We start from the raw sequence: 20818 nt of genomic DNA, 5'->3' as shown, positions 1-20818 counted from the left end.
TGTCATCATCTAAGCAATGACTGCCCTGTTTCGCTTGCATCCCCGGTGAGTTTTGCCACCCTTATAAGATGTTTCAACCAGAAAGAACAATAACATGCTACCAAAAGCCGCCCGCATTCCCCACGCCATGACGCTTCATGGCGATACGCGCATCGATAATTACTACTGGCTGCGGGACGATACGCGTTCTCAGCCGGAAGTCCTGGACTACCTGCAACAAGAAAATAGTTACGGTCATCGGGTGATGGCCTCACAACAAGCCTTGCAGGATCGCATCTTAAAGGAAATCATCGACCGCATTCCGCAAAGAGAAGTTTCTGCGCCCTACATCAAAAATGGCTACCGCTATCGGCATATTTATGAACCAGGCTGTGAATATGCTATCTACCAGCGTCAATCGGCGTTCAGTGAAGAGTGGGACGAGTGGGAAATATTGCTCGATGCCAACAAGCGCGCGGCTCATAGTGAGTTTTATTCGATGGGCGGAATGGCGATTACGCCCGATAACACCATTATGGCGCTGGCAGAAGATTTTCTTTCCCGACGCCAGTACGGCATTCGTTTTCGTAATCTGGAAACAGGTAACTGGTACCCGGAACTGCTGGATAACGTTGAACCCAGCTTTGTCTGGGCAAATGACTCCTGGACTTTCTACTATGTTCGCAAGCATCCAGTGACGCTGCTGCCTTATCAGGTCTGGCGTCACGCTATCGGTACTCCAGCATCGCAAGATAAACTGATCTACGAAGAAAAAGACGATACCTATTACGTCAGCCTGCATAAAACGACGTCGAAGCACTATGTAGTCATTCATTTGGCCAGCGCCACCACCAGTGAAGTTCGCCTGCTGGACGCGGAAATGGCCGATGCCGAGCCGTTTGTTTTTCTGCCGCGCCGCAAAGATCACGAATACAGCCTTGATCACTACCAGCATCGGTTTTATCTGCGTTCCAACCGCAACGGCAAAAACTTTGGCTTATACCGTACCCGTATGCGTGATGAGCAACAGTGGGAAGAGTTAATTCCGCCACGCGAAAACATCATGCTGGAAGGGTTTACGCTGTTTACCGACTGGCTGGTGGTTGAAGAGCGTCAGCGCGGGTTAACCAGTTTGTGCCAAATTAACCGCAAGACCCGGGAAGTCATTGGTATTGCCTTTGATGATCCGGCCTATGTGACCTGGATTGCCTACAATCCAGAATCTGAAACCGCGCGATTGCGTTATGGTTATTCTTCCATGACCACACCAGACACTTTGTTTGAACTGGATATGGATACCGGTGAGCGTCGTGTATTAAAACAAACGGAAGTTCCTGGTTTTGATGCGGCGAATTACCGCAGTGAACACCTGTGGATAGTCGCCCGTGATGGCGTCGAAGTTCCGGTTTCGCTGGTCTATCATCGCAAACATTTTCGCAAAGGACACAACCCGCTGCTGGTGTATGGCTATGGTTCTTACGGCGCAAGTATTGATGCCGATTTCAGTTTTAGCCGCTTGAGTTTGTTAGATCGTGGCTTTGTCTACGCCATTGTCCATGTTCGCGGCGGTGGTGAGCTGGGGCAACAATGGTACGAAGACGGAAAATTTCTGAAGAAGAAAAATACGTTTAATGATTATCTTGATGCCTGCGATGCATTGTTAAAACTGGGCTATGGCTCTCCTTCGCTTTGTTATGCGATGGGCGGGAGTGCGGGGGGCATGTTGATGGGCGTTGCGATTAATGCACGCCCTGAATTATTCCACGGCGTTATCGCCCAGGTACCGTTTGTTGATGTTGTAACAACAATGCTTGATGAATCAATTCCTCTTACCACTGGTGAGTTTGAAGAGTGGGGGAATCCGCAGGATCCGCAATATTACGAGTATATGAAAAGCTACAGCCCATATGACAACGTCACCGCACAGGCTTATCCGCATTTACTGGTAACGACCGGTTTGCACGATTCTCAGGTGCAATATTGGGAACCGGCAAAATGGGTCGCTAAATTGCGCGAGCTGAAAACCGATGACCATCTTTTATTGCTCTGTACCGACATGGACTCAGGCCATGGCGGTAAATCTGGTCGCTTTAAATCGTACGAAGGCGTAGCGATGGAATATGCTTTTCTGGTCGCGCTGGCGCAGGGAACATTACCCGCTACGCCTGCGGATTAAGTATTTTCCAGATAATGTTTCAGTGTTAAACGCAGCTCCGGGCTCATGCTGTCCAGGTTATTAAATAACCAGCGCAGATAGCCCGGATCGCGTTCGGCAACGTCGGAAACCGCTTTGCCACGGTATTTGCCAAAGGTGAAGGTCGTCATCAACGACGGACGTCCGGTGATATCGGCCATCTGTTCTGCCGTCCAGCCGGAGGTGTTCATAATATCGATAAGCAACGCGGCGGTGATATAACAGTCATACAACGCGCGGTGATGATGCAGGCCCGGCGGCGTCTGCACATTGAGCTTGCGTGTTTTATATAACGCCATATTGCTGTACTTGATCCCTGGCCACAAACGACGGGCCAGTTTCATAGTGCAAATCCACTCACCGGGCATCTCAGGCAGTACGCGGCGGTCAAAGCTGGCGTTATGCGCGACATACCATTCACTACCGTAATAGTGTGGGATCACATCTTCAATCCACGGTTTATCGGCGACCATGGCTTCGGTGATGCGATGAATCGCCATCGCTTGTGGACTAATAGGACGATCGGGGCGCACCAGGTGGCTCATGGGGTTGACGATTTTTCCGTCAATGACATCAACAGAGGCAATCTCAACGATCCCTCCCTGCAAACCGCAGGTTTCTGTATCGATAATGCGCAACATGGCATGCTCCAGGCCGAAAAAGCCTAGCGTAATGGAATGATATCGCCTTGCCAACCCTGTGATGAACGCTGACCGACTAACAATAATGAACCACGATCGGCGCGAACGATGAGACGACCATGTTCATCCCATAGTGCACTGTTACCACGGGCATTTGCCATCAGCACGGCAATGGAGTACTGATGTGAAAAAAATTGTAAGCGGCGGGTAGATGCCAGTAGGTCGGGTTCCCCCAGACATTGCCCTGTCGTAAACAGTGAACAGGTCGGGTCCATATCCATACCTTGCGGTTGTTCATCTACCACCGTGATGGTTCTGGAACGACGGCCCAGACATGCACCATGACTCTGATGGTAGATCCCCGGCGTTTTTCGCCACGGTGCGAACACCGCAATTCCACGAATAAAGCGATCGTTATATTCAACGGGAAGGCCGGCTATGATGGTCATTCGCCAGGTCGTTGCGGCATAACAAAGCGGGTCTAACAGTGAGAGATCGGGTGGGGCAGGAAGGGCACGTCGCGAATAATCACACCCCAGTAAAGAAAGCGATGGAAAAACTAACAGCTGACATTGTTGCCTGGCGGCGGCCCTCACAAACTCCAGATGATGAGCTACCTGTTCGGTGAGTGAGGTTTTACGAGGCTCATATTGCGCTGCTGCAACTTTCCAGAACGACATAATGACTTCCTTTTCAAAATGACTACAAATTATGGGTGCGGTTTAGAAAATACTCATAATTTAGCAGGCGTTATGTAAGAAAGTGTAACTCTGTATAAGTTTTATTTAAGTTTGGGCTCGTAAGGTAAACGTGACAGATTGACCGAAGCCAAACGGTGGGCAATAAGCCGCTCGCGAAACCAGCTGCGCAAATGTTCAGGCTGTTCACGTTCAACCGCTTCAGCGATCACCGGCATATTGTAGCGTTCTTTAAATGCCACCCCGGCCGCCGCCAAATCGACATTCACTTTATCCATTTCTGTTTGATCCAGTTTAGCCAGATTCTTCAGCATTCTTAATCTCCTCATCATTCGCGGGCAAAAGTTACTAAGAGTGAGCCTGGATGGCAAGCCGGAATTGATGATCCTCGACTCAGACATTAGACAAGGTTATGCTCTGTAAAAAAGTTATTACAAAAAGGAATAGATAATATGGTTTCAACTGCACGCTCCCTTCGCTACGCGCTGGCAATCCTGACCACTTCGTTGGTGACACCTTCCGTCTGGGCACATGCGCATTTAACGCATCAGTATCCTGCGGCAAACGCGCAAGTGACAGCTGCCCCGCAGGCAATCACTTTAAACTTCTCGGAAGGTGTTGAAACAGGATTCAGCGGTGCAAAAATCACGGGGCCAAAAAACGAAAATATTAAAACATTACCGGCGAAGCGAAATGAGCAGGACCAAAAGCAACTGATTGTTCCACTGGCCGATTCGCTGAAACCCGGAACCTACACCGTTGACTGGCATGTTGTTTCGGTGGACGGGCATAAAACGAAAGGACACTACACCTTTAGCGTGAAATAAATCATGCTGGCGTTTACCTGGATCGCGCTGCGATTTATCCATTTCACCTCGCTGATGCTGGTTTTTGGCTTCGCAATGTACGGTGCCTGGCTGGCCCCCTTAACGATTCGTCGCTTGCTGGCGAAGCGTTTTCTGCGTTTACAACAGCACGCTGCCGTCTGGAGTTTGATCAGTGCCACTGCAATGCTCGCCGTTCAGGGCGGGTTGATGGGAACGGGATGGACAGATGTATTTTCGCCAAACATTTGGCAGGCTGTTTTGCAAACGCAGTTTGGTGGCGTCTGGTTATGGCAAATTGTTCTCGCCCTCGTAACGTTGATCGTCGCCCTTATGCAACCGCGGAATATGCCACGTTTGCTGTTTATGCTCACTACCGGGCAATTTATTCTGCTGGCGGGAGTGGGGCATGCGACGCTGAATGAAGGGGTAACGGCGAAAATCCATCAGACTAATCACGCGATTCACCTGATTTGTGCGGCGGCGTGGTTTGGGGGATTACTGCCGGTGCTCTGGTGTATGCAACTCATCAAAGGCCGTTGGCGACACCAGGCTATTCAGGCGCTGATGCGTTTTTCCTGGTGCGGGCATTTTGCGGTGATCGGCGTACTGGCAAGCGGCGTGCTTAATGCATTGTTGATTACCGGATTTCCCCCCACACTTACGACTTACTGGGGCCAACTCTTATTGCTCAAAGCTATCCTGGTGATGATTATGGTGGTCATCGCGCTGGCTAATCGTTATGTTCTTGTACCGCGCATGAGGCAGGATGAAGATCGTGCGGCACCCTGGTTTGTGTGGATGACTAAACTCGAATGGGCGATAGGTGCGGTAGTGCTGGTGATCATCAGCCTGCTTGCGACTCTCGAACCTTTTTGATGGATTACGAAAATGATGAAAAAAAGTATTCTGGCGTTTCTGTTACTCACCAGTTCTGCAGCGGCGCTGGCGGCACCGCAGGTGATTACCGTCAGCCGTTTTGAAGTGGGTAAAGACAAATGGGCGTTTAATCGCGAAGAGGTGATGCTGACTTGCCGACCGGGTAATGCTTTGTATGTCATCAACCCAAGTACCCTCGTGCAGTATCCTTTAAACGATATCGCACAAAAGGAAGTTGCCAGTGGGAAGACTAAAGCCCAACCCATTTCGGTGATTCAGATTGATGATCCTAACAATCCCGGCGAAAAAATGAGTCTGGCACCGTTTATAGAACGAGCTGAAAAACTCTGTTAATTACCTAAAATAGCCTTTTGATTTCCAATAAAAAAACCGCCTCAGTTCTTTCACCAGAACGGGCGGTTTTTAACATTTAAGCTGATGACCACCGCGCTTTTTATTGACCATTTTGCACGCAAACTGGAAAACCTGGCGTCGTCATCTATTCTTAAAGGGCAAGGCAACTAAGCCTGCATTAATGCCAACTTTTAGCGCACGGCTCTCTCCCAAGAGCCATTTCCCTGGACCGAATACAGGAATCGTGTTCGGTCTCTTTTTATCTGTTAAAAGCCAGAAGCATTTCCTTCGCTGACTTTATAGTCAACCATAACACACACTCTACTGTCTGAGTCCAGCGTTTTTTAACATTCTTGTTAAGATTATGTGATCTTTAGCGCGGGAGGAAAATATTGATGAAACAGCCTGCGCCCGTTTATCAGAGAATTGCGGGTCATCAATGGCGACATATCTGGCTTTCTGGCGATATACACGGTTGTCTTGAGCAGTTGCGCCGCAAATTATGGCATTGTCGTTTTGATCCGTGGCGAGATTTACTTATCTCAGTGGGAGACGTTATCGATCGTGGGCCGCAAAGTTTACGTTGTCTGCAGTTACTGGAACAACATTGGGTTCGTGCGGTAAGAGGCAATCATGAACAGATGGCGATGGATGCGCTGGCATCCCAGCAGATGTCTTTGTGGTTGATGAATGGCGGCGACTGGTTTATTGCGCTGGCAGATAATCAACAGAAACAAGCGAAAACGGCGCTGGAAAAATGTCAGCATTTGCCCTTTATTCTTGAAGTACACAGCCGCACCGGCAAACATGTTATTGCTCATGCCGATTATCCAGATGATGTTTATGAATGGCAAAAGGACGTTGATTTGCATCAGGTCTTGTGGAGCCGCTCACGATTAGGTGAACGCCCAAAAGGGCAGGGAATTACAGGTGCTGATCATTTCTGGTTTGGTCATACACCGTTGCGACATCGCGTGGATATTGGCAACCTGCATTATATTGATACCGGTGCTGTCTTTGGGGGCGAACTGACTCTTGTGCAATTGCAATAATTAAAAATCACCGTACTCCTGCGCAGGTCGCCAGAAACCATCTATAAAATCCTCAATCGGAAAACAACCGCCCTGGCGGATCCGTTGATCGCTCATAGAATGAAGACACTGCTGTTCCGTGTTGTAGACATCCACAACAATATCTTCACAACCGCCATCCAGGTAGCAAACAAAAAGTACCAGCGCGAACATTTCATCCCCGAAGTGTGGTGCCGTACCGTTAAGTTTAGGAGAGATTTTACAACGGGGGAATAACCAGGACAAATAACCCGCCATGCCGACGGGTTCTTTTTGGATCAGGCAAGACGCATAATCCAGGCATCAGATTGTTGATCGTAACGGGTACGGTAAAGGATAGAGTGTTCGCCATTTAGCAGGGCAGGGATACTGGTTTCAGCATCCCAGGCATCCAGTTGCATACATAAATCGGGGTCAGATTTACAAGGAATGGTTAACGTTCGATCACCCGGCGATTCACCGTGTAATTCGCCGTCGTCGATTTCAAAAGCGCCTATGCGCACACTGGTTTTCATCTTCGTGCTCTCCATTTAGCTGCCGATTGTGGTACGACCAGTCCGATCGCACCATTTTTCAGCCTAGTTGAGGCCGCCGAATGTGCCAGTCAAAAAGTGCGCTTTTTTTGTGCGCTGTCATGCGTTACTGGTAAAAAGTTTCCCGTCCCGCACCAGTTCACGCGGGTAGCTGTTTTTCAGTCGCGAACCAATCCGTTTGGCTAAACCAATCGGCTGATGCTGGAAAGTAACCAACACGTCATCCGCCACTGGCGCGGCTTGCGGGTAAACATCGCGCCCGCGATACCACTCCTCCGCTTCCTGCGGTGTCAGTTCAAAAGCGTTCACATTGTCGGGGGTGGCAAGGGCAATAACTGCTTCATGCTGCCAGCGATAACCTTTGTTGTGCGTTTCGGCAAGTTTAATCCCCAAGCGAGAAAATCGGACTTTACCGATCAGGGCTTCAATGCCCACCGGGAACAACCACAGTTCTTTGTCACGCTGCCAGAGGCGCAGGTTTTCATCCCAGTTTAAGCCAACACCTGCAGCCGCCTGACGAATTTGTCCAGCTTCGCGATCTTTCACCGGGCTGAACGGAAAATTACCGACTTTGTATTTGGGGGCGGGTAAGGCGGGAATGGCCTGAGTTTTACGCAGACGAGCAACGAAGAAGCCTTCGCAGTCGTAAATTTGTGGGAAAACATGCAAAAAGCCTTCTTCGGTCAGCGCTTTGTTTGCAGCAGGGAAGAGCTCGCCAAGTGGTAAAAACTCTACTGCGTCAGGGTAAGTCTCTTTCAGCCACATGCAAACGGCTTCGTTTTCTTCCCTGTTTAAGGTACAGGTCGAGTAAACCAGCGTACCACCAGGACGTAATGCATGAAAGGCGCTGTCGATAAGCTCCCGTTGTGTAGCTGCGATTTCCTGATTGCTTTCTGGTGACCAGTTTTTTAGCGCATCGGGATCTTTACGCACCACGCCTTCGCCAGAGCAGGGAGCGTCCAGCAAAATGGCATCGAACATTTCTGGCACTGCCACACCAAACACGCGGCCATCAAAATGTGTGAGCGCAACATTACTGATGCCACAGCGGCTGATATTGGCATGTAACACTTTTACCCGACTGGCGGAAAACTCATTGGCAAGGATTGCCCCTTCGTTATTCATCCGTGCGGCAATTTGCGTCGTTTTGGAGCCTGGCGCAGCAGCGACATCCATCACCCGCTGTGGTGCATTACCGTCAGCAAACAAGGCGGCGACGGGCAACATTGAACTGGCTTCCTGAATATAAAACAGGCCGCTTAAATGCTCGGCGGTACTACCCAATGGCAATGCATCTTCATTGTCGCGTTCAATCCAGAAACCTTCTTCACACCACGGAATTGGCGTAAGCGTCCAGCCATAAGGAGCGGTTAATTGCAGGAAATCAGCAACGGAGATTTTCAGCGTATTAACGCGAATGCTGCGGCGCAACGGGCGCTGACAGGCGGCAAGAAAATCATCAAAAGAGAGCGTCGAAGGCATCGCTTCGCGCATTTGCGTCAGAAAGGCGTCCGGGAAATAAACGGTGTGTTGGGCCACGAGCATATACCACTGGCAAAAAAACAGGCGCGCAGTTTAGCATAAACGCTCCGGCGCAGGCACGCCGGAGCAGTGGGCATTATTTGGGAAGCGCAGTACCCCATTCACGCCACTCTTTCGGTTCACTTTCCTGCAACAGGAAGTGCTTGCCTTCCTGGGCTTTCGGTGCCAGTGGCGTCCCCGGAGGCGTGGCGAAGGCGATGCCGCCACGGATAAACTGGTTAAAGGTGCCGGTTTTCACTACGCCGCCCGTCAGACCAAAGTCCAGACTGTAACCCGATGCCAACCAGAAGACGGAATTGTTACGCACCAGGTGTTGATAGCGTTTACTGATGCGCATCGCAATCATCACGCGATCTGACAATGTCCCCAGCGTCATTCCTGTAACCGTACCGACTTCCAGACCACGGAACAGCACAGGCGTACCGATGCCTAACGAACCGGCTTCCGGCGCTTCAACAATAATGCTTAAGCCATCCAGGTAACGCGAATCAGTAATGGTGGCCTCTTGTAATTCAAAGTCGCGGCGAGGATTGCCCCGGCCTGGTTCGACGTTGATATACGGCTGGAGGATAGTATCAAGATGCTCAACGCCAGCTGCCGAAATTTGCGGTGTGACCACTGAGAAGCGCGTACCACCGCGAGCAAAGGTCTGGACATATTCCGGATAGAGCACCGCCTTTGCCTGTACTTCATTGCGCGCGGTAATCAGATCCAGCGTCTGGATTTGCCCGATATCAATACCGAGATAGCGAATTGGCATCCCGACCGCCAGTTTTCCGGCATCGAAAGCGTGAAGCGTAATCTGCCCACCAACCGCACGGGCCGCTGTTTCGGAAGCATACAGAATTCGTTTGTCGCCTTTACGCTGACTGGCGCTGGCACCGCTGAGGTTATCGAAGCTAATGGCTCCCTTTAATGCTCTGGAGAGCGGGGATGCCTGTACGGTCAGGCCACTACCATTCAGCTGAACTTTCGCCCCGCCTTCTGCCCAGAACACGCTATTGCTGGTCAGAAGGTTGCGATACTCCGGCTTAATATGCAGATCGATATCAAACGCGTTAGCTCGCGGACGGACGGTAATAACTTCACCAACTTCAAATTTACGGTAGAGCACTACCGATCCTGCCTGCACATCCGGCAGCGTCTCTGCACTCAAACTCACGGTTGTGGTGGGTAAATCGCTAAGGCTGTTCTCCAGCGCTTTTTCCAGATTGGCATACAGTGGATAGCTGGCTTTCATCTCGCCTTTATCGCCCGGCAGAATACGTATCCCGCCGTTAATCCATTCTGAGGCGCTGGCACCGAGAAACTCAACGCCATCCAGCCCCACCTTCACGTCGACACGGCTGTTGACGACAAATTTGCTATCGCCTTTTACCAGTTCTCGATGCTGAGGCTCGATGGCGACGGTAAAGGTGACGCCTTTGCTGGTGAGTTTACGATCGATAACCTGGCCTACCTGCACGCCGTGAAGAATGAGCGGCTGACCCGCATCAATACCGTAACTTTCCGGTGCGGTCAGGGTCAGCGTCAGAACATCAGGTTCATGCAGCAGTGCTTTTTCGCCTGGCACAACAACGAACTCTTTGCGTGGCTCGCCATCGCCGGGTACCAACTCGAAGGTTTTGCCAGTCAGCAAGGCGCTGAGATTGGCATCGCTAAGGGATAATTTCGGGTTGCGTAATTCGATGCGGGTATTTTCCCGTAACAGCGTAACGACGCTGGGATCAACGGTCATTTCTCCGGTGACTTTACCACCAGGATTTAAATCCAGTTTAGTCAGCTGTCCGACTTCCAGCCCCTGATACATTAACGGCGTCGAGTCGGCGGTTAATCCTGCCCCACTCGGCAGTTCCAGTTTTATTATTACGCCACGCTGGCTGTGGGCCAGATCTTCATACAGACCAAAGGTATCTTCCGCCTCGGCAGGTTTCGACTCTTCTGGTGAATCGAAGGCAATCGCACCGTTAACCAGTGCCGCCAGACTTTCCAGTTTCACCTTCGCGCCACTGATACTGACGTTGGCATCAACGCCGGAAACGTTCCAGAAACGGCTACCTTTTTTCACCAGGTCGGTAAAACGCCGCTCGATCAGGACATCAATCACCACGCCTTGCTTGTTGGGATTGATGGCATAGTCGTAGACTTTTCCCACCGGGATCTTGCGGAAATAGACCAATGAACCGCTGTTCAGCGAACCGAGATCGGGGGCTTGCAGGTGGATCATCAGATCGCCATTGTCCAGCCGATATTTCGGTTGGGTATCGAGTGCGACAAAGTGATCCTGCTCTTTACCTTTACCCGGCATCATGCCGATATAGTTACCACCGACGAGGGCGTCCAGCCCGGAGACACCTGCCAACGATGCTTTTGGCGTCACCAGCCAGAACTGAGTCTCTTCGCGCAGCGCATCTTTCATATCGGACTTGATGCTGACCTTGACTTCAATCTTACGAAGATCGTCGCTGAGGCTGATATCCTGCACTGTTCCGACTTCAACGCCCTGATAACGAACAGGCGTACGGCCCGGAACAATACCATCCGCCGACATAAAGTCGATGGTGACGGTATTACCCCGGTCCTGATAACTGTCCCAAATCAGCCAACCGGCAATCATTAGCGCGATGAAAGGCAGCAGCCAGAAAGGTGAGATACGGCGTTTATTTTTAATCTGCGCTTCAGTCGTCGAAGCGGGCGTTTCCTGACTCATGTGCATCCCAAAGTAAGCGGCTGTCCAGCCATTCCACAGCAAGAATAGTCAAAATTACCGCTGCGCCGAAATAAAACGCAGCCGGTCCCATAGTAAAAGCGAGGATCTGATCGCGATTAATCAGCGACATGGTTAAAGATATGACAAACAGGTCGAGCATCGACCAGCGACCAATCCAGGTCACCATCCGCAGTAACAGAATGCGTGTGCGTAAACCTTGCTGGCATTTAAAATGAATGCTCAACAGTAAAGTGAACATGACGATCACTTTAGTAAACGGTACCAGAATACTGGCGATAAACACGATTCCCGCAACCGCAATGTTGCTACTTGCCAGCGACATAATTCCGGAAAGAATTGTATCTTCCTGCCGTCCTCCGTTCAGATAAATGATAGAAATAGGCAACAGGTTGGCAGGTAACAACAAAACGATTGACGCTAACAGCGCCGCCCAGCATTTTTGCAAACTATGACGGCGACGCACGCGTAGCGGGATATGGCAACGCGGGCAGCGACCACGCTGATCAGGATAGCCGGTAAAATGGCACCCAAGACAGACACGGAGTTTCTCGTCCCTACGCGTAGCGGGGCGCTGCGGATAAAATCGCTCCCACAGCTCCTCGACATTAAGATGTGACAACGTCACCGTCGTTAAAATCACCAACGCCACAAAAGAGAACAAGCCCACACCCGCCTGGATATGGGCATAATCCTGTACCTTTATAGAAGCAACGCCAATGCCGACCAGGTAGATATCCAGCATTACCCACTCTTTAAGTCGCTCAAGCATCAGCAGTACCGGGCGTAGATTCATTCCCAGTCGGTTACCAAACCATAAATAAGCTATGGAGGTCACCAGAATGAGGGGGGCACCGATAACGCAGAAAAAGACCATCGACCCCGTTATCGCATCGCCCTGTTTGGTCATTTGCCAGATGCCTTGCATAACGTTGGCGTCAATACGAATGCCTAACAGCCAGATATGCAACAGCGGTTCGCCCCAGGCAAACGGCATCAGCAACAGCATGGTGAAAGCCATTGCCGCCAGGCGCGTTAGCGACCAGTCGCGCCCGTCGCGAATTTTTGCCTGACAGCGCGGACAATAGGCACTCTGATGAGAATTTATCTCGGGCAGGCTAAACAGCATGTCACATTGCGGGCAACGTTGGTAATCACCACGCGGCAGTTCCTCGCCGATTGACCTCACTGTTATCTTTTTTGTCGGCGTAATTTGTGGTGTGTTAAGAGCCATGACGTGCCAAATGTAATAAGAATTAACATTAATATTAACCCATGATTGGAATGATCTTGAGCATTAACGCATTTAATGCTTATTTTAATAGGCTGGCAGTTCCAGGTAAGACAACCAAGTGATTATATAATGAACAAAACAGAATTTTACGCGGATTTAAATCGCGACTTTAACGCGCTGATGGCGGGAGAAACCAGTTTTCTGGCAATGCTTGCGAACACCAGTGCGTTGTTATACGAGCGTCTCACTGACGTAAACTGGGCAGGTTTTTATTTGCTTGAGGACGATACACTGGTACTCGGACCATTTCAGGGCAAAATTGCCTGTGTCCGGATACCCGTCGGGCGCGGGGTGTGCGGCACTGCGGTTGCCCGCAATCAAGTGCAGCGTATCGAGGATGTTCACGCGTTTGACGGGCATATTGCCTGTGATGCGGCGAGTAATTCTGAAATTGTTCTGCCGCTGGTGGTGAAAAATCAGATTATTGGTGTTCTTGACATCGATAGTACCGTCTTCGGTCGCTTTACAGACGAGGACGAGCAAGGCTTACGTCAGCTTGTGGCACAGCTTGAAAAAGTGCTTGCAACGACGGATTACAAAAAATTCTTTGCGAGCGTCGCAGGATAATCAACGGATAACGTAGCATTTACTGGTAGCGTCATTATAATGACGCCTGTTCATGCCTGCGCTTGTTGGCTACGTCCGTTGTAATCAGGAAATTTCATGGAAAATCAACCTAAGTTGAATAGCAGTAAAGAAGTAATCGCGTTTCTGGCCGAACGTTTTCCCCACTGTTTCAGTGCGGAAGGTGAAGCGCGTCCGCTGAAAATCGGTATTTTTCAGGATTTGGTCGATCGTGTTGCCGGGGAAATGAACCTGAGCAAAACGCAATTACGATCCGCTTTACGTCTCTACACTTCGAGCTGGCGTTATCTTTACGGTGTTAAACCCGGCGCAACGCGTGTCGATCTTGACGGCAACCCATGCGGTGAGCTGGACGAGCAACATGTAGAGCATGCTCGCAAGCAGCTTGAAGAAGCGAAAGCGCGTGTTCAGGCACAGCGTGCTGAACAGCAAGCGAAAAAACGCGAAGCTGCCGCAGCTGCTGGTGAGAAAGAAGACGCACCGCGCCGCGAACGCAAGCCACGTCCGACCACGCCACGCCGCAAAGAAGGCGCTGAACGTAAACCTCGTGCGCAAAAGCCGGTAGAGAAAGCGCCAAAAACAGTAAAAGCACCTCGCGAAGAACAGCACACCCCGGTTTCTGACATTTCAGCTCTGACTGTCGGACAAGCCCTGAAGGTGAAAGCGGGTCAAAACGCGATGGATGCCACCGTATTAGAAATCACCAAAGACGGCGTCCGCGTCCAGCTGAATTCGGGTATGTCTTTGATTGTGCGCGCAGAACACCTGGTGTTCTGAAACGGAGGCCGGGCCAGGCATGAACATGTTTTTTAGGCTTACCGCGTTAGCTGGCCTGCTTGCAATAGCAGGCCAGACCTTCGCTGTAGAAGATATCACGCGTGCTGATCAAATTCCGGTATTAAAGGAAGAGACGCAGCATGCGACGGTAAGTGAGCGCGTAACGTCGCGCTTCACCCGTTCTCATTATCGCCAGTTCGACCTCGATCAGGCATTTTCGGCCAAAATCTTTGACCGCTACCTGAATCTGCTCGATTACAGCCACAACGTGCTGCTGGCAAGCGATGTTGAACAGTTCGCGAAAAAGAAAACCGAGTTAGGCGATGAACTGCGTTCAGGCAAACTCGACGTTTTCTACGATCTCTACAATCTGGCGCAAAAGCGCCGTTTTGAGCGTTACCAGTACGCTTTGTCGGTACTGGAAAAGCCGATGGATTTCACCGGCAACGACACTTATAACCTTGACCGCAGCAAAGCGCCCTGGCCGAAAAACGAGGCTGAGTTGAACGCGCTGTGGGACAGTAAAGTCAAATTCGACGAGTTAAGCCTGAAGCTGGCAGGAAAAACGGATAAAGAAATTCGTGAAACCCTGACACGCCGCTACAAATTTGCCATTCGTCGTCTGGCGCAAACCAACAGCGAAGATGTTTTCTCGCTGGCAATGACGGCGTTTGCGCGTGAAATCGACCCGCATACCAACTATCTTTCCCCGCGTAATACCGAACAGTTCAACACTGAAATGAGTTTGTCGCTGGAAGGTATTGGCGCAGTGCTGCAAATGGATGATGACTACACCGTTATCAATTCGATGGTGGCAGGTGGTCCGGCAGCGAAGAGTAAAGCTATCAGCGTTGGTGACAAAATTGTCGGTGTTGGTCAAACAGGCAAGCCGATGGTTGACGTGATTGGCTGGCGTCTTGATGATGTGGTTGCCTTAATTAAAGGGCCGAAGGGCAGTAAAGTTCGTCTGGAAATTTTACCTGCTGGTAAAGGGACCAAGACCCGCACTGTAACATTGACCCGTGAACGTATTCGTCTCGAAGACCGCGCGGTTAAAATGTCGGTGAAGACCGTCGGTAAAGAGAAAGTCGGCGTGCTGGATATTCCGGGCTTCTATGTGGGTTTGACAGACGATGTCAAAGTTCAACTGCAGAAACTGGAAAAACAGAATGTCAGCAGTGTGATCATCGACCTGCGTAGCAATGGCGGTGGGGCGTTGACCGAAGCGGTATCGCTCTCAGGTCTGTTTATTCCTGCGGGTCCCATTGTTCAGGTCCGCGATAACAACGGCAAGGTTCGTGAAGACAGCGATACCGACGGGCAGGTGTTCTATAAAGGCCCGCTGGTGGTACTGGTTGACCGTTTCAGTGCTTCGGCTTCAGAAATCTTTGCCGCGGCAATGCAGGATTACGGTCGTGCGCTGGTTGTGGGTGAACCGACGTTTGGTAAAGGCACCGTTCAGCAATACCGTTCATTGAACCGTATTTACGATCAGATGTTACGTCCTGAATGGCCAGCGCTGGGTTCTGTGCAGTACACGATCCAGAAATTCTATCGCGTTAACGGCGGCAGTACGCAACGTAAAGGCGTAACGCCAGACATCATCATGCCGACGGGTAATGAAGAAACGGAAACGGGTGAGAAATTCGAAGATAACGCGCTGCCGTGGGATAGCATCGATGCCGCGACTTATGTGAAATCAGGAGATTTAACTGCCTTTGAACCGGAGCTGCTGAAGGAACATAATGCGCGTATCGCGAAAGATCCTGAGTTCCAGAACATCATGAAGGATATCGCGCGCTTCAACGCTATGAAGGACAAGCGCAATATCGTTTCTCTGAACTACGCTGTGCGTGAGAAAGAGAATAATGAAGATGATGCGACGCGTCTGGCGCGTTTGAACGAACGCTTTAAACGCGAAGGTAAACCGGAGTTGAAGAAGCTGGATGATCTACCGAAAGATTACCAGGAGCCGGATCCTTATCTGGATGAGACGGTGAATATCGCACTCGATCTGGCGAAGCTTGAAAAAGCCAGACCCGCGGAACAACCCGCTCCCGTCAAGTAATATCAATCAGGCACAAGAAATTGTGCCTGATTTTTTAACAGCGGCAAGATGCCGTAAATCAGATGCTACAAAATGTAAAGTTGTGTCTTTCTGGTGACTTACGCACTATCCAGACTTGAAAATAGTCGCGTAACCCATACGATGTGGGTATCGCATATTGCGTTTTGTTAAACTGAGGTAAAAAGAAAATTATGATGCGAATCGCGCTCTTCCTGCTAACGAACCTGGCCGTAATGGTCGTTTTCGGGCTGGTACTGAGCCTGACAGGGATACAGTCGAGCAGCGTTCAGGGGCTGATGATCATGGCCTTGCTGTTCGGTTTTGGTGGTTCCTTCGTTTCGCTTCTGATGTCCAAATGGATGGCATTACGATCTGTTGGCGGGGAAGTGATCGAGCAACCGCGTAACGAAAGGGAACGTTGGCTGGTCAATACTGTAGCAACCCAGGCTCGTCAGGCGGGGATCGCTATGCCGCAAGTGGCTATCTACCATGCGCCGGACATCAACGCTTTTGCAACCGGTGCGCGCCGTGATGCCTCTCTGGTTGCTGTCAGCACCGGTTTGCTGCAGAACATGAGCCCGGATGAAGCCGAGGCGGTAATTGCTCACGAAATCAGCCACATCGCCAATGGTGATATGGTTACCATGACGCTGATTCAGGGCGTGGTGAACACCTTCGTTATCTTTATTTCCCGTATTCTGGCGCAGCTTGCCGCGGGTTTTATGGGCGGAAATCGTGATGAAGGTGAAGAGAGCAACGGCAACCCGCTGATCTACTTTGCGGTTGCAACGGTTCTGGAACTGGTGTTTGGTATTCTGGCGAGCATTATCACCATGTGGTTCTCGCGTCATCGTGAATTCCATGCTGATGCCGGTTCGGCAAAACTGGTTGGTCGCGAGAAAATGATTGCCGCGCTGCAGCGCCTGAAAACCAGCTATGAACCGCAAGAAGCAACCAGCATGATGGCTTTCTGCATTAACGGTAAGTCGAAATCGCTCAGTGAGTTGTTCATGACTCACCCGCCGCTGGATAAACGAATTGAAGCTCTGCGTACGGGTGAATACCTGAAGTAATATGAAGTAAATACTAAAAAGCGCGTCCTGATCGACGCGCTTTTTTTATGCCCTGGATCGTGGCTGAGTGATACGTAAACCACTCACACAGGCAGCAATCACTGCCAGAATAGCCGCAGCCATCAGCGAAACGTGCGTACCATTATCACCGAACTGATTTAGCATCAGCGCCACCAGCGCCGCGCCACTACTCTGACCCAGTAGACGAGCCGTTCCTAACATGCCACTGGCCCCACCGCTACGTTCGCGCGGAGCGGAGGTAATAATGGTGTGGTTATTGGGTGACTGGAATAAGCCAAATCCAGCGCCACATAAGATCATCGGCCAGATAATATTGATATCCGCAGGTGACGCGGGCAGCAGAACCAGGGAAAAAAGCCCCGCAGCCATGATGAACAACCCTAAAGCACCCAGCAATCCTGCATGTACGCGTTCAATCAAATAGCCTGCCAGCGGAGCCATCACCATCGTTGCTAACGGCCACGGTGTCAGAAGTAAACCTGTTTCGACTTCACTACGCCCGAGCACGGTTTGCAGGTAAAAGGGCAGGGAAACCATTGCCAGCATTTGTGCGCAGAAAGAGCAAACAGATGTGCAAATAGAAAGTGAAAACAGCGGGATACGCAGTAAATCCACCGGTAGCAGCGGTACGGGAAGAGAAAGCTGGCGGCGAATAAAGAAAATACCAACAACAACCATTACCACCAGTTCCGCAGCAATTAACGTTAGCGATTGCCCCTGAGCGAAACCACTCAACGCAGTGATAAGCAGGCCGAAGGTTAACGCGTTCATCACGGCGCTGGGCAGGTCGAAACGGGGTTTACTGGCGCGAGAACCATTGGGTGGCAGAAAACGCATCGCCAGAAGCAGGGCGATAATACCTAACGGTACGTTGATTAAAAATAACCATTTCCAGGATGCGATGGAGAGGATTGCTGCAGCAATTGTCGGCCCGGCAGCAGAAGAGACGGCAACAATAAACGAGTTTATGCCCATCCCTCTCCCCAGAAAACGTTGTGGATAGATCAGGCGGATAAGTGCGGTATTAACGCTCATCAACGCTGCACCGCCGAAACCTTGTATGACACGCGCAAGGGTGAGCATTTGCAGCGAATCAGAAAGGGCGCAGAACAGTGAAGACAACAGAAAAACGACCAGACCGCATTTATAAATACGTCGATAGCCAAACATATCGCCCAGAAACGAAAACGAGAGCAGGGAGATGACAATGGCGATTTGATAGGCGTTCACTACCCAGATGGAACTGGCTGGCGTGGCATGAAGGTCCGTGGCGATTGTTGGCAGGGCGACGTTGGCGATTGCGCCGTCAAGGACAGCCATCGAAATACCAATCACAATGGTTAATATCGCACCGTATCGCTGGGGCAATGGCAGGCCGTCGGCCTGAACTTTTGGCATAGGAATTTTATATCTTTGGTGAATAATCAACAGGGGTATGATTCTAGCACTGATATTCACGGTGGATGTCGCAGAATTGTAACTAACCGGCAAAAGATGGATTGCGACCACCCTGGTGCGAAATTATAATAAAAAACAGTTCTGATTTTTATAAAACACTCGCAATGAGGTGATAAATGGCTAACGCAGATCTGGATAAACAGCCTGATTCTGTATCTTCCGTGCTAAAAGTTTTTGGCATTTTGCAGGCGCTGGGTGAAGAGCGCGAAATAGGGATAACCGAGCTGTCGCAGCGCGTCATGATGTCAAAAAGCACCGTTTATCGCTTTTTACAGACCATGAAAACCTTAGGTTATGTGGCGCAGGAAGGGGAGTCGGAGAAATATTCCCTGACCCTGAAATTGTTTGAACTGGGCGCTCGCGCGTTACAAAACGTCGATTTAATTCGTAGCGCAGATATCCAGATGCGTGAGATCTCCCGTCTGACCAAAGAAACTATCCACCTCGGCGCACTGGACGAAGACAGTATTGTTTACATTCACAAAATTGACTCTATGTACAATTTGCGCATGTATTCACGGATTGGGCGTCGTAATCCGCTGTACAGCACCGCGATTGGTAAGGTACTGCTGGCATGGCGCGATCGCGATGAAGTGAAGCAAATTCTTGAGGGCGTGGAGTATAAACGCAGTACCGAGCGGACCATCACCAGTACAGAAGCGTTATTACCCGTTCTGGACCAGGTGCGCGAGCAGGGGTATGGCGAAGATAACGAAGAGCAGGAAGAAGGGCTGCGATGCATTGCGGTACCGGTATTTGATCGCTTTGGCGTGGTCATTGCCGGTTTGAGCATCTCCTTCCCGACGTTGCGTTTCTCTGAAGAGCGTTTACAGGAATATGTCGCAATGTTGCATACCGCAGCGCGCAAAATTTCTGCCCAAATGGGTTATCACGACTATCCGTTCTGATGAGAGTAAGAACCTGTCGGAATATCAAACAGACAGGTTCTTTATTTAGCATGAGAAAAATAAAGTTGAAGGTGCGTTATATTAAACGCGCTTGCTATAAGAATATTTTACTAATGAGTGAGAATCTGGTTATTTATTACCCTTAACCATTATCGACCACGATATTGCTTTTACGTAACAGTGGGCAATCTGTTATCCCCAAGAAACCACTTTTAGTGTGCAAGTATTGTACCGTGCTGGTGCCTCTGGCAGTCAGATAGGTACATTGCAAACCTAATCCTGCGGCATTCTCTTTGCTTCCAATCAAAACGCCATATCCGCTGAGTAATAATCCTATCCATACCAGTGCTATCAGCATAACTGTGCGAATGATGAATCGCATTACAACCTCTTCTCTTTTTATGTTCGCTTAATCGTAGCGGCAATATGCGCTGAAGCAAGCTACTCATTCCGAAAAAGCACGAATATCGACATAGTTAGGCGCTGTTTAACTAACGCATGCTAGTTTAATGACATAAGGTAGGTGAAGCGGAGATTGGAGTGAAAAAGTTTCGATGGGTCGTTCTGGTTGTCGTGGTGTTGGCTTGCTTGCTGCTTTGGGCGCAGGTATTCAACATGATGTGCGATCAGGATGTACAATTTTTCAGCGGAATTTGTGCCATTAACCAGTTTATCCCGTGGTGATATCATTTTTTCAGCACTAGATTTTCTTCCTCTCCAGCAGTGGTAGAATAGCGCCTCTACTCAGAGGTGGTGAAATGAACGAAGTTGTAAATTCAGGCGTGATGAACATTGCGTCTTTGGTTGTATCGGTGGTGGTTCTTCTTATCGGGCTCATCTTGTGGTTTTTTATCAATCGTGCCAGTTCTCGGACTAACGAACAGATTGAACTGCTTGAGGCGTTGCTGGATCAGCAAAAACGTCAAAATGCACTGTTACGTCGTTTGTGCGAAGCAAACGAACCTGAGAAAGCAGATAAAAAGACCGTTGAGAGTCAAAAATCGGTTGAAGACGAAGATATTATTCGTCTGGTCGCCGAACGATAATCCTTCCTCAATCTTGAGTAACCCCGTCGTTGAAGGGTTACTCAATTCATCCTGATTATACGCACTGCCGGTAATGACTCCAACTTATTGATAGTGTTTTATGTTCAGATAATGCCCGATGACTTTGTCATGCAGCTCCACCGATT

The 20818-nt window shown here is 50.1% G+C and carries 23 protein-coding genes; 12 read left to right on the top strand and 11 right to left on the bottom strand.

What is annotated here, in order from left to right; genetic code table 11:
• Positions 1-94: 94 nt before the first annotated feature.
• The gene (gene ptrB / locus RTW80_RS04500) at positions 95-2155 is read left to right on the top strand and encodes an oligopeptidase B (RefSeq protein WP_032247549.1); all 2061 of its coding nucleotides are present in this window, start codon (positions 95-97) and stop codon (positions 2153-2155) included.
• Here the strand turns inward: ptrB and exoX are convergent.
• The 3 genes from exoX to holE form a co-directional block, all read right to left on the bottom strand.
• Positions 2152-2814 (bottom strand): exodeoxyribonuclease X, encoded by a 663-nt coding sequence (exoX, locus tag RTW80_RS04495; protein ID WP_000944256.1) that lies wholly within the window; start codon positions 2812-2814, stop codon positions 2152-2154. The two genes, ptrB and exoX, sit on opposite strands and share 4 nt — an antisense overlap.
• 23 nt (positions 2815-2837) lie before the next feature.
• Positions 2838-3494: a carbon-nitrogen hydrolase family protein YobB gene (gene yobB / locus RTW80_RS04490; RefSeq protein ID WP_000011660.1), complete on the bottom strand. Its 657-nt coding sequence runs from the start codon at positions 3492-3494 to the stop codon at positions 2838-2840.
• A gap of 101 nt (positions 3495-3595) precedes the next feature.
• Positions 3596-3826, bottom strand: coding sequence for a DNA polymerase III subunit theta (gene holE / locus RTW80_RS04485; protein WP_000916763.1), 231 nt, complete (start codon positions 3824-3826; stop codon positions 3596-3598).
• A gap of 138 nt (positions 3827-3964) precedes the next feature.
• On the opposite strand from holE, the gene yobA reads away from it, so the two are divergent.
• From yobA to pphA, 4 genes are all read left to right on the top strand, one after another.
• The gene (gene yobA / locus RTW80_RS04480) at positions 3965-4339 is read left to right on the top strand and encodes a CopC domain-containing protein YobA (protein ID WP_000255065.1); all 375 of its coding nucleotides are present in this window, start codon (positions 3965-3967) and stop codon (positions 4337-4339) included.
• Between the two features lie 3 nt (positions 4340-4342).
• Positions 4343-5215, top strand: a complete 873-nt coding sequence (gene copD / locus RTW80_RS04475) for a copper homeostasis membrane protein CopD (RefSeq protein ID WP_063119331.1) — start codon at positions 4343-4345, stop codon at positions 5213-5215.
• 12 nt (positions 5216-5227) lie between these two features.
• On the top strand, positions 5228-5569 hold the full coding sequence (locus RTW80_RS04470; RefSeq protein ID WP_000976472.1) for a YebY family protein: 342 nt from the start codon (positions 5228-5230) through the stop codon (positions 5567-5569).
• 395 nt (positions 5570-5964) lie between these two features.
• Complete coding sequence (pphA, locus tag RTW80_RS04465) at positions 5965-6621, top strand: protein-serine/threonine phosphatase (protein ID WP_000812733.1); 657 nt, start codon at positions 5965-5967, stop codon at positions 6619-6621.
• On the opposite strand, the gene RTW80_RS04460 is transcribed toward pphA, so the two are convergent.
• The 5 genes from RTW80_RS04460 to yebS form a co-directional block, all read right to left on the bottom strand.
• Entirely contained in the window at positions 6622-6813 is a 192-nt protein-coding gene (locus RTW80_RS04460) for a YebW family protein (protein WP_001338167.1), read from the bottom strand.
• Between the two features lie 104 nt (positions 6814-6917).
• Complete coding sequence (locus tag RTW80_RS04455; RefSeq protein ID WP_001338166.1) at positions 6918-7154, bottom strand: YebV family protein; 237 nt, start codon at positions 7152-7154, stop codon at positions 6918-6920.
• Between the two features lie 117 nt (positions 7155-7271).
• Positions 7272-8711, bottom strand: coding sequence for a 16S rRNA (cytosine(1407)-C(5))-methyltransferase RsmF (rsmF, locus tag RTW80_RS04450; protein WP_001338165.1), 1440 nt, complete (start codon positions 8709-8711; stop codon positions 7272-7274).
• A gap of 79 nt (positions 8712-8790) precedes the next feature.
• Positions 8791-11424 (bottom strand): lipid-binding membrane homeostasis protein YebT, encoded by a 2634-nt coding sequence (gene yebT / locus RTW80_RS04445; protein WP_001297532.1) that lies wholly within the window; start codon positions 11422-11424, stop codon positions 8791-8793.
• Entirely contained in the window at positions 11393-12676 is a 1284-nt protein-coding gene (gene yebS, locus RTW80_RS04440) for a membrane integrity lipid transport subunit YebS (protein WP_001741872.1), read from the bottom strand. The genes yebT and yebS overlap by 32 nt, the downstream gene beginning before the upstream one ends.
• 129 nt (positions 12677-12805) lie before the next feature.
• Between yebS and msrC the strand changes: the two genes are divergently transcribed.
• The 4 genes from msrC to htpX all read left to right on the top strand — a co-directional run bounded on the left by msrC (position 12806) and on the right by htpX (position 17239).
• Positions 12806-13303 carry an L-methionine (R)-S-oxide reductase gene (gene msrC, locus RTW80_RS04435; protein WP_053294868.1) on the top strand — a complete coding sequence of 166 codons (498 nt, stop codon included), beginning with the start codon at positions 12806-12808 and terminating at the stop codon, positions 13301-13303.
• A 96-nt stretch (positions 13304-13399) separates the two neighbouring features.
• Positions 13400-14098 (top strand): RNA chaperone ProQ, encoded by a 699-nt coding sequence (gene proQ / locus RTW80_RS04430; RefSeq protein WP_000431370.1) that lies wholly within the window; start codon positions 13400-13402, stop codon positions 14096-14098.
• Between the two features lie 19 nt (positions 14099-14117).
• The gene (gene prc / locus RTW80_RS04425; RefSeq protein ID WP_001055778.1) at positions 14118-16166 is read left to right on the top strand and encodes a carboxy terminal-processing peptidase; all 2049 of its coding nucleotides are present in this window, start codon (positions 14118-14120) and stop codon (positions 16164-16166) included.
• A gap of 191 nt (positions 16167-16357) precedes the next feature.
• Positions 16358-17239, top strand: coding sequence for a protease HtpX (gene htpX, locus RTW80_RS04420; protein WP_000984517.1), 882 nt, complete (start codon positions 16358-16360; stop codon positions 17237-17239).
• Positions 17240-17284: 45 nt separating this feature from the next.
• Here the strand turns inward: htpX and RTW80_RS04415 are convergent, their stop codons facing one another.
• A complete protein-coding gene (locus RTW80_RS04415) occupies positions 17285-18658 on the bottom strand; it encodes an MFS transporter (RefSeq protein ID WP_001127216.1) in 1374 nt (457 codons plus the stop codon).
• Between the two features lie 176 nt (positions 18659-18834).
• On the opposite strand from RTW80_RS04415, the gene kdgR reads away from it, so the two are divergent.
• A complete protein-coding gene (kdgR, locus tag RTW80_RS04410; protein ID WP_001262182.1) occupies positions 18835-19626 on the top strand; it encodes a DNA-binding transcriptional regulator KdgR in 792 nt (263 codons plus the stop codon).
• A 142-nt stretch (positions 19627-19768) separates the two neighbouring features.
• Here the strand turns inward: kdgR and RTW80_RS04405 are convergent, their stop codons facing one another.
• Entirely contained in the window at positions 19769-20008 is a 240-nt protein-coding gene (locus RTW80_RS04405; protein ID WP_001211011.1) for a YobH family protein, read from the bottom strand.
• A 158-nt stretch (positions 20009-20166) separates the two neighbouring features.
• Here RTW80_RS04405 and mgrB point away from each other — a divergent pair, with 158 nt between their 5' ends.
• Entirely contained in the window at positions 20167-20310 is a 144-nt protein-coding gene (gene mgrB, locus RTW80_RS04400; protein ID WP_000714550.1) for a PhoP/PhoQ regulator MgrB, read from the top strand.
• A 74-nt stretch (positions 20311-20384) separates the two neighbouring features.
• The gene (locus RTW80_RS04395; RefSeq protein WP_001006866.1) at positions 20385-20672 is read left to right on the top strand and encodes a YebO family protein; all 288 of its coding nucleotides are present in this window, start codon (positions 20385-20387) and stop codon (positions 20670-20672) included.
• A gap of 84 nt (positions 20673-20756) precedes the next feature.
• On the opposite strand, the gene RTW80_RS31255 is transcribed toward RTW80_RS04395, so the two are convergent.
• On the bottom strand, positions 20757-20818 hold a 62-nt coding region (locus RTW80_RS31255), incomplete at its 5' end, for an IS1 family transposase (protein WP_071528444.1).

Origin of the sequence: Escherichia sp. AM3 (assembly GCF_032029835.1) — a bacterium.
Lineage (GTDB): Bacteria > Pseudomonadota > Gammaproteobacteria > Enterobacterales > Enterobacteriaceae > Escherichia > Escherichia coli.
Note: the sequence above shows the minus strand (reverse complement) of the source record. Positions and strands in the feature narration are given on the sequence as shown.

What these genes read in the sequence shown, in the direction of transcription:
- ptrB (WP_032247549.1), top strand. Translation starts at nt 95, where the DNA reads ATGCTACCAAAAGCCGCCCGCATTCCCCACGCCATGACGCTTCATGGC.
- exoX (WP_000944256.1), bottom strand. Translation starts at nt 2,814, where the DNA reads ATGTTGCGCATTATCGATACAGAAACCTGCGGTTTGCAGGGAGGGATC.
- yobB (WP_000011660.1), bottom strand. Translation starts at nt 3,494, where the DNA reads ATGTCGTTCTGGAAAGTTGCAGCAGCGCAATATGAGCCTCGTAAAACC.
- holE (WP_000916763.1), bottom strand. Translation starts at nt 3,826, where the DNA reads ATGCTGAAGAATCTGGCTAAACTGGATCAAACAGAAATGGATAAAGTG.
- yobA (WP_000255065.1), top strand. Translation starts at nt 3,965, where the DNA reads ATGGTTTCAACTGCACGCTCCCTTCGCTACGCGCTGGCAATCCTGACC.
- copD (WP_063119331.1), top strand. Translation starts at nt 4,343, where the DNA reads ATGCTGGCGTTTACCTGGATCGCGCTGCGATTTATCCATTTCACCTCG.
- RTW80_RS04470 (WP_000976472.1), top strand. Translation starts at nt 5,228, where the DNA reads ATGATGAAAAAAAGTATTCTGGCGTTTCTGTTACTCACCAGTTCTGCA.
- pphA (WP_000812733.1), top strand. Translation starts at nt 5,965, where the DNA reads ATGAAACAGCCTGCGCCCGTTTATCAGAGAATTGCGGGTCATCAATGG.
- RTW80_RS04460 (WP_001338167.1), bottom strand. Translation starts at nt 6,813, where the DNA reads ATGTTCGCGCTGGTACTTTTTGTTTGCTACCTGGATGGCGGTTGTGAA.
- RTW80_RS04455 (WP_001338166.1), bottom strand. Translation starts at nt 7,154, where the DNA reads ATGAAAACCAGTGTGCGCATAGGCGCTTTTGAAATCGACGACGGCGAA.
- yebT (WP_001297532.1), bottom strand. Translation starts at nt 11,424, where the DNA reads ATGAGTCAGGAAACGCCCGCTTCGACGACTGAAGCGCAGATTAAAAAT.
- yebS (WP_001741872.1), bottom strand. Translation starts at nt 12,676, where the DNA reads ATGGCTCTTAACACACCACAAATTACGCCGACAAAAAAGATAACAGTG.
- msrC (WP_053294868.1), top strand. Translation starts at nt 12,806, where the DNA reads ATGAACAAAACAGAATTTTACGCGGATTTAAATCGCGACTTTAACGCG.
- proQ (WP_000431370.1), top strand. Translation starts at nt 13,400, where the DNA reads ATGGAAAATCAACCTAAGTTGAATAGCAGTAAAGAAGTAATCGCGTTT.
- prc (WP_001055778.1), top strand. Translation starts at nt 14,118, where the DNA reads ATGAACATGTTTTTTAGGCTTACCGCGTTAGCTGGCCTGCTTGCAATA.
- htpX (WP_000984517.1), top strand. Translation starts at nt 16,358, where the DNA reads ATGATGCGAATCGCGCTCTTCCTGCTAACGAACCTGGCCGTAATGGTC.
- RTW80_RS04415 (WP_001127216.1), bottom strand. Translation starts at nt 18,658, where the DNA reads ATGCCAAAAGTTCAGGCCGACGGCCTGCCATTGCCCCAGCGATACGGT.
- kdgR (WP_001262182.1), top strand. Translation starts at nt 18,835, where the DNA reads ATGGCTAACGCAGATCTGGATAAACAGCCTGATTCTGTATCTTCCGTG.
- RTW80_RS04405 (WP_001211011.1), bottom strand. Translation starts at nt 20,008, where the DNA reads ATGCGATTCATCATTCGCACAGTTATGCTGATAGCACTGGTATGGATA.
- RTW80_RS04395 (WP_001006866.1), top strand. Translation starts at nt 20,385, where the DNA reads ATGAACGAAGTTGTAAATTCAGGCGTGATGAACATTGCGTCTTTGGTT.